This window comes from Neorhizobium descurainiae, from assembly GCF_051400715.1.
Taxonomy (GTDB): Bacteria; Pseudomonadota; Alphaproteobacteria; order Rhizobiales; family Rhizobiaceae; genus Neorhizobium.
In genome coordinates this window covers 695,191-707,382 of record NZ_JBLFFK010000001.1, presented here as the reverse complement: position 1 = coordinate 707,382, position 12,192 = coordinate 695,191, and the positions used below count along the sequence as shown (strand labels likewise).

The 12,192-nt window shown below is 64.2% G+C and carries 14 protein-coding genes; 5 read left to right on the top strand and 9 right to left on the bottom strand.

What is annotated here, in order from left to right; translation table 11 throughout:
• Nucleotides 1–7 precede the first annotated feature (7 nt).
• From tilS to tolQ, 7 genes are all read right to left on the bottom strand, one after another.
• Complete coding sequence (tilS, locus tag ACMGE0_RS03345) at nucleotides 8–1,504, bottom strand: tRNA lysidine(34) synthetase TilS (protein WP_436814427.1); 1,497 nt, start codon at nucleotides 1,502–1,504, stop codon at nucleotides 8–10.
• Nucleotides 1,505–1,517: 13 nt separating this feature from the next.
• Nucleotides 1,518–2,555 carry a tol-pal system protein YbgF gene (gene ybgF / locus ACMGE0_RS03340; protein ID WP_436814426.1) on the bottom strand — a complete coding sequence of 346 codons (1,038 nt, stop codon included), beginning with the start codon at nucleotides 2,553–2,555 and terminating at the stop codon, nucleotides 1,518–1,520.
• Nucleotides 2,556–2,738: 183 nt separating this feature from the next.
• Nucleotides 2,739–3,272, bottom strand: coding sequence for a peptidoglycan-associated lipoprotein Pal (gene pal / locus ACMGE0_RS03335; RefSeq protein ID WP_436814425.1), 534 nt, complete (start codon nucleotides 3,270–3,272; stop codon nucleotides 2,739–2,741).
• Between the two features lie 184 nt (nucleotides 3,273–3,456).
• The gene (gene tolB / locus ACMGE0_RS03330; protein ID WP_436814424.1) at nucleotides 3,457–4,764 is read right to left on the bottom strand and encodes a Tol-Pal system beta propeller repeat protein TolB; all 1,308 of its coding nucleotides are present in this window, start codon (nucleotides 4,762–4,764) and stop codon (nucleotides 3,457–3,459) included.
• A 14-nt stretch (nucleotides 4,765–4,778) separates the two neighbouring features.
• The gene (gene tolA / locus ACMGE0_RS03325) at nucleotides 4,779–5,942 is read right to left on the bottom strand and encodes a cell envelope integrity protein TolA (RefSeq protein WP_436814423.1); all 1,164 of its coding nucleotides are present in this window, start codon (nucleotides 5,940–5,942) and stop codon (nucleotides 4,779–4,781) included.
• A gap of 9 nt (nucleotides 5,943–5,951) precedes the next feature.
• Nucleotides 5,952–6,404, bottom strand: coding sequence for a protein TolR (tolR, locus tag ACMGE0_RS03320; RefSeq protein ID WP_085420107.1), 453 nt, complete (start codon nucleotides 6,402–6,404; stop codon nucleotides 5,952–5,954).
• A gap of 27 nt (nucleotides 6,405–6,431) precedes the next feature.
• The gene (tolQ, locus tag ACMGE0_RS03315) at nucleotides 6,432–7,151 is read right to left on the bottom strand and encodes a protein TolQ (RefSeq protein ID WP_436814422.1); all 720 of its coding nucleotides are present in this window, start codon (nucleotides 7,149–7,151) and stop codon (nucleotides 6,432–6,434) included.
• A gap of 383 nt (nucleotides 7,152–7,534) precedes the next feature.
• Here tolQ and ACMGE0_RS03310 point away from each other — a divergent pair, with 383 nt between their 5' ends.
• Together ACMGE0_RS03310 and ACMGE0_RS03305 are read left to right on the top strand one after the other, a co-directional pair.
• Entirely contained in the window at nucleotides 7,535–7,822 is a 288-nt protein-coding gene (locus ACMGE0_RS03310; protein ID WP_436814421.1) for a CopG family ribbon-helix-helix protein, read from the top strand.
• Entirely contained in the window at nucleotides 7,819–8,100 is a 282-nt protein-coding gene (locus tag ACMGE0_RS03305) for a type II toxin-antitoxin system RelE/ParE family toxin (RefSeq protein ID WP_436814420.1), read from the top strand. Before ACMGE0_RS03310 ends, ACMGE0_RS03305 begins: the two co-directional genes overlap by 4 nt.
• Here ACMGE0_RS03305 and ybgC read toward each other — a convergent pair.
• The gene (gene ybgC / locus ACMGE0_RS03300; RefSeq protein ID WP_436814419.1) at nucleotides 8,097–8,546 is read right to left on the bottom strand and encodes a tol-pal system-associated acyl-CoA thioesterase; all 450 of its coding nucleotides are present in this window, start codon (nucleotides 8,544–8,546) and stop codon (nucleotides 8,097–8,099) included. The genes ACMGE0_RS03305 and ybgC overlap by 4 nt on opposite strands.
• Before the next feature lie 122 nt (nucleotides 8,547–8,668).
• On the opposite strand from ybgC, the gene ACMGE0_RS03295 reads away from it, so the two are divergent.
• From ACMGE0_RS03295 to ACMGE0_RS03285, 3 genes are all read left to right on the top strand, one after another.
• On the top strand, nucleotides 8,669–9,889 hold the full coding sequence (locus tag ACMGE0_RS03295; RefSeq protein ID WP_436814418.1) for an NAD-dependent epimerase/dehydratase family protein: 1,221 nt from the start codon (nucleotides 8,669–8,671) through the stop codon (nucleotides 9,887–9,889).
• A gap of 230 nt (nucleotides 9,890–10,119) precedes the next feature.
• Complete coding sequence (locus ACMGE0_RS03290; RefSeq protein ID WP_436814417.1) at nucleotides 10,120–10,941, top strand: glycosyltransferase; 822 nt, start codon at nucleotides 10,120–10,122, stop codon at nucleotides 10,939–10,941.
• On the top strand, nucleotides 10,938–11,825 hold the full coding sequence (locus ACMGE0_RS03285; RefSeq protein ID WP_436814416.1) for an NAD-dependent epimerase/dehydratase family protein: 888 nt from the start codon (nucleotides 10,938–10,940) through the stop codon (nucleotides 11,823–11,825). The genes ACMGE0_RS03290 and ACMGE0_RS03285 overlap by 4 nt, the downstream gene beginning before the upstream one ends.
• Here ACMGE0_RS03285 and ACMGE0_RS03280 read toward each other — a convergent pair.
• A complete protein-coding gene (locus tag ACMGE0_RS03280) occupies nucleotides 11,788–12,189 on the bottom strand; it encodes a hypothetical protein (RefSeq protein ID WP_436814415.1) in 402 nt (133 codons plus the stop codon). The two genes, ACMGE0_RS03285 and ACMGE0_RS03280, sit on opposite strands and share 38 nt — an antisense overlap.
• Nucleotides 12,190–12,192: the final 3 nt, after the last annotated feature.

The following is a 12,192-nucleotide window of genomic DNA, read 5'->3' as shown; positions in this document are numbered from 1 at the left end:
CCGCCGCCTACCTTTTCCGCGCGGAATCCTTAATTGGCAGCGGGGGAAAAACGTCGCATCCGAGCAAAACCGCGAACTCACGTCCGAGATTAAGATCAAACTGCGGCAAAAAACCGTCGAAGGGCGCAAGCGTGGGTTCGATGCGGATTTGGCTGGCGGTGTAAGCGATGCCCCTCATCCGGCTGCCGGCACCTTCTCCCCGCACGCGGGGAGAAGGAAGGATGCCGCTTCGCTCGGCGACACTCTCCCCGCGAGAGGGAACGGCAGCAGCGCGGCGAACCTCCTTCTCCCCGTCAAACGGAGAGAAGGTCCCGGCAGGGGGATGAGGGGCTACAATCTCGGCATACGGCATCACCGCCATCGCCCGCATGGCGATAGCCGGCGGCGCATCGGGAAACAGCGCCAGCGCTTCTTCCCGATCGGGCGCGGTGGGACCGACGACGATCTCGGAGGCCCCGTTATTGGCGATTCGATAGCGGCCGTCCCAGACCGCCGCCTCCCCGGACGGGACATGCAACGGCACGAGGCCGCGGTTCTCGCGGGAGAGATAGAGCCCTTCGCGGCGCAGGTCGAAGATCACCCTTCCGGCCGTGATGCGGCCGGGCCGGCCGCCGTCGAGAAAGGCGGCGACCCGGTCCATGCTCTCGCGCGCGAGCGCATGCGCTCTCCCGCCGAGCACGGCCGCCAGCAGCGACAGCGCATGGCGGCGCGCAGCCGCCTCGCCCTCAAGACCTTTCGGAGCGAGATGGGCGAGCACGCCATGGCGGAGCGACACGTGACCGTGGACGAGATTGGCTGCAGCATCTGACAAGGCCGTCCGCCGTTCGACGGCCCGCGCCTGCGCAGCCGCATCGAACCGGCTTTCGGCCGCAAGCCGCCCGCGCACCCTCACCCGCTCGTAATGCGGATCGAGATTGCTCGGGTCGTCGATCCAGCCCTGTCCCTCCGCCGTCAGGAAAGCGCGGATATCGGCGCGGCGGGTCTGCAGGAACGGCCGCAGAAGCCAGCGCCGCCGTTCCAGAAGCACGGCCTCCGCCATGCCGGCAAGGCCGAGATTGTCCTCGCCTTCGCTCCGGATCGCGCGCATGAAAACGGTTTCCGCCTGGTCGTCGAGCGTGTGGCCGGTGAGAATCGCGGTCGCGTCGATCTCGGCGGCGACCTCCAGCAGAAGCCGGTAGCGCGCCTCGCGGGCGGCGGCCGAGAGCCCCGTCTTCGGCTTTTCGCCGTCCCAGCGGCGGATGAAATGGGGGATGCCGAGCCTGGCGCAAAGGGCGGCGACGGCGCGCGCCTCCCCGGCGGATTCAGGCCTCAGCGCATGGTCGACGGTCGCGGCGAAGATCAGGACGCCTGAGCCGGATGGATTGGCTTTTGAAAGGGAAAGCAGGAGGCCGGTGGAATCGCTGCCGCCGGAAATCGCGACGAGAAGGCGGGCCGGTTTCGAAAGACCGGCAAGGAGGCGCCGCGCCGCCTCGACGGGCAGCAGGATGGGGGCGCCGGCGGTCACGGGAGGGCCGCCTTCAATCGCAGCTCAGACGCTTCTCTTCGCTGCTGACCTTGGAAAGCACGGCGCGCGGCGCGCTCGGATAGCGCTTGGTCACCTCGCGCAGCGTCGCGCAGGCGGTTTCGGTATTGTCGAGGGCGGCGAGCGACATGCCGAGCTTCAGCAGCATTTCCGGCGCCTTCGCCGATTTTCCGTAAGTCTGGTGAGCGTTCAGGAAGGTCTTCGCGGCTTCGGCGTATTTTTCCTGCGAATACTGCGCCTCACCAAGCCAGAAATTCGCGTCGGCGATGCGGGCGCTCTTCGGATAGGCCTGGATATAGGCGGCGAACTCCCTCTCCGCGAGCGAATAGTCGCCGGCCAGCACATGGTTGTAGGCGCCCTGATAGGCGTCGTTCTCGCTGCCGAGCGAGGCGGTCTGCTGCGGATCGGTTCTCGCCGGACCGGGCGTCCTGCCGGGAGCCTGCGCGCCCGTGTCCACGCCCGGAAGTCCGGCGGCATTGTTGGCCCGGTCGTTGCGCGTGGCGCCGCGCGGATTGCCGTTCTGGTCGAGGTCGATCGAGCCGAGCGTGGTCGGCGGCGGCGCCGTCCGGCTGCCGGCGGACTGGTCCTCGCCGATACCGCCGTCGGAGGGGGACTCGATGATTCTCGCGACATCGTCGGATGATTGAACCGGCGGGGCGGATTGAGCCGCCGGGGCGCGATTGGACGCCACGGCCGGTCTCCCGGCCGTGGTATCGATTTCGCTCCTCTTGTTCTTCTCCAGATCCTGGAAGCGGAATTCGTTATCTTCCTGCGTCTTGCGCATCTGCTCCTGCATCTGCAGCAGCTGATAACTCATTTCCTCGATCCGGCCGTTCAACTGCCGGACCTCTTCCTGGAGTTGCTGGACGCGAACGGCATCAGTGCTCTGTGCGAGAACCACCGGCCGGTCGTCGGCCGAGGGTCTCTCCGCAGCCGTCTGATGGCCCTGGAAGAGTTTCGGCAGCGAGAAGGCCCCCGCCGGGCCGCCCGTCGCCATGAGCCCCAGCATCGCTGCCAAGACAAGTTTCTTCATAATCGTCCGTCCTGCGTTGTCATGCGCCGGATTGGCGCGAGAGGAGATTTTTCCAACTGCCGCCAAAAAGCAACCAAGCACCCGTTCAAAAATCCCGGAAATCGGGGCCAAACTATGGAAAAAACAAAAAGGCGGCTCGGAAGGCCGCCTTTTATTTCCTTATTTCCGGATCGGTGGCTCGTATCAGGAGCCGGCGCCGCCGAGAACGGTGACGGCGCGGCGGTTCTGCGACCAGCAGGAGATGTCGTCGCAGACGGCGACCGGCCGTTCCTTGCCGTAGGAGATGGTCCGGATGCGATTCGCCGGAACGCCGCGGGAGGCGAGATATTCCCTCGCGGCGGAGGCACGGCGGGCGCCGAGCGCGAGGTTGTATTCGCGGGTGCCGCGTTCGTCGGCATGGCCTTCGACGGTGATCGCGTAGTTCGGATAGCGCTGCAGCCACTGGGCCTGGCGGTCGAGCGTCTGCTGGGCGTCGGCGCGGATCGAGGACGAGTCGGTGTCGAAGAAGATGCGGTCGCCGACATTGACGGTGAAGTCCTGCTGCGAACCGGGCGTTGCCGAACCGGCGCCGCCGAGGCCGAGTTCACCGGCGCTGTTGGGAAGGTTCTTCTTGTTGGCGCAGCCTGCGAGCGCAAGGGCCAGCGTGAGGGCGATGACGGCGGGATTGCGGGCGAGGTTCTGCATGCGGCTCATCGCCGGGGTATCGATGCGGCTCATGGCCGGTCTCTCCTTGATCAATAAATTCCGAAATTTCAGAGTTGCCAGACTCTAACCGGGCTCGGTTAACCATGACCAAACACTTATGGTTAACGGAGTATTACAGTGTCCCTTGCTGGGCCGTTTCCCAGCAGATTCGGGCGCAAAAGAGGCGAAATGCCACCGCCTCCCCGGCCGCCCGCCCCTATTCGAGGAGCGGCGACCAAGCCGGGTCGGAAGCATAGGCCGGGGTCTTGATCTGGATTTCGTTGTAGCCGGTGAGGTCGATCGAATAGAGCTGCGGGCCGCCGGCTCCTGCGGGCTGGCGGAAGAACATCAGCACGCGGCCGTTCGGCGCCCAGGTCGGACCTTCGTTGTGGAAGCCCGTGGTCAGGATGCGCTCGCCCGATCCGTCCGGCCGCATGACGCCGATCGAGAACTTGCCGCCCGACTGCTTGGTGAAGGCGATCAGATCGCCGCGCGGCGACCAGACCGGCGTCGAATAGGAGCCGTCGCCGAAGGAGACGCGGGTCTGGCCGGAGCCGTCGGCATTCATGACGTAGATCTGCGGGCGGCCGCCGCGGTCGCTTTCGAACGCGATGCGCGCGCCGTCCGGCGAATAGGACGGCGAAGTGTCGATCGCCTGCGTCGAGGTGAGCCGCGTCGTGGTGCGCGAGCGCAGGTCCATCGTATAGATGTTGGAATTGCCGTCCTGCTGCAGGCTCATGATGACCTTCTGGCCGTCCGGCGAGAACCGCGGCGAGAACGTCATGCCCGGGAAGTTGCCGACCACCTCGCGCTGCCCGGTCTCGAGCTGGAGCAGGTAGACGCGCGGCTGATTGCCCTCGAAGGACATGTAGGTGATTTCCTGCCGGCTCGGCGAAAACCGCGGCGTCAGCACGATGTCCCTGGTGTTCGTCAGCATGCGGACGTTGAAGCCGTCCTGGTCCATGATCGCGAGCTGGCGCTGGCGGGCGTTCTTCGGGCCGCTTTCGGAAACGAAGACGACGCGGGTGTCGAAATAGCCCTCCTCGCCGGTGATCTGCTTGTAGATCGCGTCGGCGATGATATGGGCGACGCGACGCCAGTTCTCCGGCTGGGTGTAGAACTGCTGGCCGGTCATCTGCGAGCCGGCGAACGTATCCCAGAGGCGGAACTCGGCGCGAAGCCGCCCGTCGCCCTCGCGGGTCACGCGGCCCGTCACCAGCGCCTGCGCATTGATGACCTTCCAGTCCTCGAAGCGCGGCGCGCGGTTGGGATCGGAAATCTTCTCGATGAAGGCGTTCCTGTCGACCGGCGCAAAGAGGCCCGAGCGCTGCAGGTCGGCTGCAATGACCTGCGAAATCTGCGCGCCGAGATCGTTGTTCGACAGGAAATCCGTCACGGCGATCGGCAGCGGCTCGACATTGCCCTTGTTGATGTTGATCTCGACGCGGGCCTGGGCCGGCGCGGAGAACATCACGGCCATGCCGGCGAACGCGATCATGAGACGGATGAAAGAGCGTTTCATCATGGTGTTAAGGCCTTTCAAAGCAATTCGCTCGGATCGAAGTTGACGACGACTTCGCTCCAGGCGTCGTATTTGTCGGCGGGCAGGTTCTTGAAGGGCGAGGACCGCATGACGGCGCGAAGCGCGCTGCCCTCCAGAGTGCGGCGGGCACTATCCGAACCGCCGGAGGCCCTGACCTCCGGCCGGCCGACGATCGCGCCGGATTCGTCGAGCTTCATGGTCACGGTGATGATGACGCCGTCGGCGCCCTCGATGCCGGCGATGACGGACCAGTTGTTCTGGATCTGCCCGCGCAGCGCGTCCATCTCGCTCTGGGTGAGCTTCGAACCGCCCGTATCCCGCTTGCCGCCCATCGCCGCCGGCGCGGAAGAACGCTTCGCGCCGCCGCCGGAGGATTCCTGCTTGTTGAGCAGCGCCGCGATTTCGTCGGCGTTGAAATCGCTCTGCTTGGAAGACGAGGACTTGGCGGTCTCCTGCTTCTTGCCTTCCTTCTTGTCGGTCGGCTTTTCCGCGGCCTTCGCGGTCTCCGCCGGCTTCGGCGTCTCGGGCTTCTTCTCGGCCGGTTTCTCGACGGGCTTCGCCTCCTGCTTCGGCGGCTCCGGCCTCGGCCGGGCGGCGGGGACCGGCACAGCATCCGGCAGCGGGATTTCCTCGGCCTGCGTTTCAGCCGGCGCGGGAGTGGGATTTGCTTGGGGCTGGGGTTGCGGCTGCGGCGTCGGCTCCGGCTTGGGCGGCGTCATCTCCGGCTTCGGTTCCGGCAGCGCGGCAACCTCGGTCGGCTTCGGCGCGGTCTCCTCCGGCACGATGTCCTTGACGTCGTTCTGCTCCGGGGTGGGCGTCGGCACCGGCTTTTCGACCGGCTTCGGCGCGGCCGCCGCTTCCGCCTGCACGGGCTTCTTGGCGGGCGTCGGCGGCGTCTTCAGGTCGACGTCGTTGTCGCCGGAATTCTCGGCGTTCTCGACGATGTTCGGCTTGGCCGTCGGCTTCGGCGCGGCCTTCTCGGCGACCGGCGCCGTCTTGTCGCCCTGCTGGATCTGGGTGATCGATTCCACCGGGATGATGTCGACCGGCAGCGCTTCCACGTCGGCCACCTCGAAGGAGGCGGGCGCGCTGATGGACACCAGCGCGTAACCGAGCACCAGTGTGTGGAGGACCAGCGATGTGCCGAGACTACCCTTCATGGCGCCCGATCACTTCTCCTGTTCCTGAAGCGTGACGAGGCCGATATTCTTGTAACCGGCGGCGGAAATGCGCGCCATCACCTTCATGACGACGCCATAGGCGGCGGTCGTGTCGCCGCGCACGTAGATGCGCTCGTTGTAGCCCGTGGTGGCGATCGCCTGCAGCTTCGGGACGATCTCGTCGATGCCGATCGGCGTTTCCTGCAGATAGATTTCGCCGGACGGATTGACCGAGACGGTGATCGGCTGGGTGTCCGCATTCATGGCCCGCGCCTGCGTTTCCGGCAGGTCGATCGGCACGCCGACGGTCATCATCGGCGCCGCCACCATGAAGATGATGAGGAGCACGAGCATGACGTCCACGAGCGGCGTGACGTTGATCTCGCTGATCGCACCGTTGCGCCGGCCGCGCCTGCGGCGCCCGCCACCCGATGCCTTTGCTCCTCCGGCCGACATACCCATGATGCGTACTCCTTGGCCCTGCTGGGATTACTGCGCCGCCTGGCGCGGCTGCAGCTTCTCGTCGATCTGGCGCGACAGGATGGCGGAGAACTCGTCCGCGAAGCCTTCCATACGGGCCGAAAGCTTGCCGGCATCGGCGGTGAACTTGTTGTAGGCGATAACGGCGGGGATGGCGGCCACGAGACCGATCGCGGTCGCCAGCAGCGCTTCGGCGATGCCCGGTGCGACGACCGCGAGATTGGTGGACTTCGAGCCGGCGATCGCCTGGAACGAGGTCATGATGCCGACGACCGTGCCGAAGAGGCCGATGAACGGACCGGCCGAGCCGATCGTCGCCAGCGACCCGAGACGGGCCTCGTAGCTCTCGCTCTCGCGCGCCATGGTGACGTCCATCGCCCGGTCGATGCGCATCTGCAGCCCGATCGGCGAGCGCGCGCCGCGCTCGAAGCTCTTCTTCCATTCGCGCATGGCGGCGACGAAGATCGCGGCAAGCCCGTTGTTCTGGCGTTCCGCAAGCGTGCGATAGAGCTCTTCCAGCGACTGGCCGGACCAGAAGACCTGCTCGAACTGGTCGAACTGGCGCTTGGCCTTGCCGAAGCTCACGTATTTGTCGATGACGATCGCCCAGGTCCAGACCGACGCGCCGATGAGACCGATCATGACCAGCTTGACGATCAGCCCGGCCTGCATGAACAGCGCCCACAGACTGACATCGTGTGTCGCCGCTTCCAAACCTATCTGTTCCATCTATTCACAATCCCCGAATCCAAACGCCCGGTTTTTTAAGGACCGGGCGGGTTCAAAAGCGCGCTTTCGCGAGAATGTCTTTGATCGCTGGATGCGCTTAGCCTTAACCCCAAGATGCCCTGAGTTTCCAGCTTGGCTTCTCGCTTTCAATTTTGGTCAAAGGAAGGCGTGCGTTGCACAAATTCCTCATGGACCAGTAAGACATCATTATCGTTAAGAATGTATTACAACAAAGCGCGCCTATCTATTTGGCGGGACTCAAAAACTTCTCCGCCACGGCCTCCGGCAGCCGGCGCGGGCGGCCGTGCCCGTTTACCATGAAACTGTCTTTCGAAACGGTCGTGTGTTACATGGTATGTAACAAGCACCGCATGGAGACTAACATGGCCGAATCGACTTTTACGTTCCGTGTCGATGAAGAATTGAAGGCCGCGTTCGGCGAAGCCGCCAAGGCCCATGACCAGACGGGTGCGCAGCTCTTGCGTGGCTTCATGCGGGACTTCGTCAAGCAGCAGCAGGCCGAAATCGAGTACGACGCCTGGTTCCGCAGGGAGGTGGAAGAAGGCATAGCCTCTGCCAATGCGGGAGATGTCATTTCCGCCGAAGACGTAGAGAAGCACTTCGCAGCGCGCCGAGCGGAAACACGGCGCAGGATCAGCGGTGGCCGGTGAGGATCATTTGGTCGCGCCGCGCGCTTCACGACCGCGACCGCATCTATTCCTACATCGAAGAGGACGATCCGGCCGCGGCCTTGGCCCTGGACGAACTTTTCGAGAAACGTTCGACGCGGTTGGCGGCGCATCCTATGCTGGGCCGCGTTGGTCGGGTCGATGGAACCCGCGAGTTGGTGGTCCACCCGAATTACATCCTCATCTATGACATCGCAGATGCATGCGTCCGCATCCTTCGCGTGCTTCACGCCGCCCGGCAATGGCCGCCAACCCGCTAAAGCGGGTGTCCCAAAAACTTCTCCGCCACGGCTTCCGGCAGCCGGCGCGGGCGGCCGTGCTTGTTGATGACCGCGATCACCACCTTGGCCGCGATGAGCAGCGTTTCGCCGCGGCGGATCTCCTGGTTGAGCACCATCTTGGCGCCGCCCGCCTTCTCCGTCACCGTCTGGATGACGAGGATATCGTCCATGCGGGCCGGCTGCTTGAAATCGATCTCCATGCGGTGGACGACGAAGACGAGGCCTTCCTCGTCGGTGACGAGAAGCGCGCTCTGCTCGCAGCCGAGGCAGCGCAGATAGTCGGTGCGGCCGCGCTCCAGGAAGTGCAGATAGCGGGCGTGATAGACGAGGCCTGAAAAATCCGTGTCTTCATAATAGACGCGCTGGGCGAGCCTGTGGCCGCCTTCGATCAATTCGCCCGATAACAAAAAATTGTGTTCCTGCATGGCCTTGCCTTGGAAAATTATCGCTGTGCTCTGGATAACTGTGGAATGCTGACCCAGTTTCGAAATTCTGTCACACATCCTCCCTATCAGGAAACTTCTCGAAAACCAGCGGAGAGTAGATCATGAAGATTGCAGTCCTGGGCGGCGACGGTTTCGTCGGCTGGCCGACCTCGCTTCACCTGTCCGATGCCGGTCACGAAGTCCATATCCTCGACAATCTCTCCCGCCGCTGGATCGATACCGAGCTCGGCGTGCAGTCGCTCACCCCGATGGACAGCATCCAGGAGCGCACCCGCATCTGGCATGCCGAGACCGGCCGGCGCATCCATTTCCATCTCATCGATCTCGCCAAGGATTACGAGCTATTGAAGGGCTGGCTCGCGAAGCACCGGCCGGACGCCATCATCCATTTCGCCGAGCAGCGAGCTGCGCCTTACTCCATGAAGAGCGACCGGCACAAGAACTACACGGTCAACAACAACGTCAACGCCACCCATAACCTTTTGAACGCGCTGGTCGAACTCGATCTCGACGCGCATCTCGTGCATCTCGGCACGATGGGCGTCTACGGCTATTCGACCGTCGGCGCGGCGATCCCGGAAGGTTACCTGCCGGTCGGGATCGAGACCGCCGACGGCCGGGCCGTCTCCCAGGAAATCCTCTACCCCGCCAATCCCGGCTCGGTCTACCACATGACCAAGTGCCTGGATCAGCTGCTCTTCCAGTTCTACGCGAAGAACGACGGATTGCGCATCACCGACCTGCACCAGGGCATCGTCTGGGGCACCCATACGGAACAAACGCGCCGCCATATGCAACTGATCAATAGATTCGATTATGACGGGGATTACGGGACCGTCTTGAATCGGTTTCTCATCCAGGCGGCGATCGGTTATCCGCTCACCGTGCACGGCACCGGCGGCCAGACACGCGCCTTCATCCACATCCAGGATTCGGTCCGCTGCATCGAGATCGCGCTGAAGAACCCACCCGAGCGCGGCAGCCGCGTCGAGATCTTCAACCAGATGACCGAGACGCACCGGATACGCGACCTTGCCGAGATGATCGCGAGGATGACCGGTTCGAAGATCGCCTGGCTGCCGAACCCAAGGAAGGAAGCGCCGGAAAACGAGCTGATCGTGAAGAACGAGAAGTTCCTGGGCCTCGGCCTCGAACCGACCACGCTCGGCGAAGGTCTGCTCGGCGAGATCATCGACGTTGCGAAGAAATACGCCTATCGCGTTGACAGGACTCGTGTTCCGGCCGTTTCGGCATGGACGAGGGACATCGCCGCGAAGGTGGAACACGACCCGGAAGGCAAGCGGCTGAAATCGGTCTCGTGAGGAAAGCGCCATTGCAAGGTTGTGTCGGACGCGCCCCCCTCATCCGCCTGCCGGCACCTTCTCCCCGGTGGGGAGAAGAAGCATGCCGCACACATTTCCCTCAACCAAAAACGGGGGCAAGTGAAGCGACGGCGGATCCGCGAGTCTCTTCTCCCCTCGGGGAGAAGGTGCCGGCAGGCGGATGAGGGGGCACGCCAAACAATGACCTTTGCCTTGTGGACTCCCATCCTATGACACCCGCTCGCAACGCTTTCGTCACGCTCGTCACCAACGCCGATTACGCGATGGGCGCCACCGCGCTCGCGCGCTCGATCCGGCGGACGGGGACGGCGGCGGACATTGTGGTTCTGCATACGGGTGGGGTTTCCAAAGACGACCTTGCATCACTCGCGACGCTCGATTGCCGCTTGGTCGAGGTCGATCACCTGCCGCTGTCCGACGCCTTCAACGAGCGGCATGCGCGGAAAAACCTGCATGGCGCGGCGCCCTTCACCAAGGGCCGCAAGCCGGACTTCCACACGCCGCTCGACAATTTCTGCAAGCTCCGGCTCTGGCAGCTCACGGAATACGACAAGGCCGTCTTCATCGATGCCGATGCGCTGGTGCTGAGAAACATCGACAAATTGTTCGGTTACCCGGAATTTTCCGCCGCTCCGAACGTCTATGAAAGCCTTGCGGATTTCCACCGGCTGAATTCCGGCGTGTTCGTCGCCAAGCCATCCGCGCAAACCTTCGAACAAATGCTGGCGGCGCTCGACCGGCCGGACGCTTTCTGGCGGCGCACCGACCAGACATTTCTCGAACACTTCTTCCCGGACTGGCACGGCCTGCCGGTCTTCATGAACATGCTGCAATATGTGTGGTTCAACATGCCGGCGCTCTGGGACTGGAGAAGCATCGCCGTGCTGCACTATCAGTATGAAAAACCCTGGGAGAAGGATCACCCGAAGGCGGACCGGCTGCGGCCGCTGATCGACCTCTGGCGCGCCTTCCACGAAGGCCGGGATATTCCCGACCTCGCCTCGCTGCCGAACCCAGGGGAGCCCGCATGAAAGTGCTGGTCTCCGGCGGGACGGGATTGGTGGGGCGCTATATCGTCGAGGGCCTGCTGGGAGCCGGATACCAGGTGATCGTCGGCGGGCGGACGCCGCCTGCCCCGAACCTCTTTCCGAAGCCGGTCCGGTTCGTGCCGCTCTCGCTCGATCCCGACCTCGACCAGATCGAAGCCTTCGACGACGCCTATTTCTTCGTGCACGCCGCGTTCGACCACCTGCCCGGAAGATATCGTGGAGGAGAGGGCGACGATCCCGCCCGCTTCCGCCGGCTGAACCTCGACGGCACGGTGAAACTTTTCGAGACCGCGAAAAAGGCAGGCACGCGGCGCGTGGTCTTCCTTTCCAGCCGCGCGGTCTATGACGGGTTGCCTAGCGGCACCCGGCTGACGGAAGACCTCGTCCTCAGGCCGGAGAGCCTCTACGGAGAAGTCAAGCTCGACGCCGAGCGGGCGCTGGCCGCCCTCTCCGGTCCGGGCTTCGGCACCGCGAGCCTCAGGCTGACGGGCGTCTACGGCCATCTCCGGCCCAACAAGTGGGACGCGCTCTTCGGCGATTGTCTTGCCGGCAGACCCGTGCCGTCGCGAGCCGGTACGGAAGTGCATGGCAGAGACGTCGCCAGCGCCGTTCGCCTGATGCTGGAGACCGAGACGGGGAAGATCGACGGCCAGGTCTTCAACGTCTCCGACATCCTGAGCGATACGCGGGAAATCCTGGGCTTTCTGCCTGCCTGCCCGCACGAACTGCCGCCGCCGGCCGACCGCGGCGCGGTCGGCGCCATGGCCACGGAGAAGCTGGAAGCGCTCGGCTGGGAACGGGGCGGCATCGCCCTTCTGCGGCGCACTGTCAGGGATTTGGCGGATTTTCTCCCTCCGGCCGCTTGAAGCGCCGCATCCTCGCGTCCTGCTTGGTCTTTTCGATCGCTTTCTTGTGCTCCTCGGCCCATTTCCGGCCGGGATCGCCGCCCCAGAGCAGCCACGCGATATAACCCGTCGACGGGTTCTCGTCGTCGCCGAAGTTTTCGGCCCGCTTGTCCGCCTTGTGGCGATGGAAATAGCTCACCATCTTCCTGACCGTCTTGTCGGAAAGCGGCTTGCGGTTCTTGAGGTCGCGGGCGCGGGCAATACCGACCGTCGTCCCGCCGCGGCGGAACTGCGCCCGCAATTTGAGACCCTTTTCGGCCTCAGCCGCCACCTCGGCGGGCGGAACTCGCTCCGGATGCTCCGTGGTCTTGTCAAGATATCGCATGCG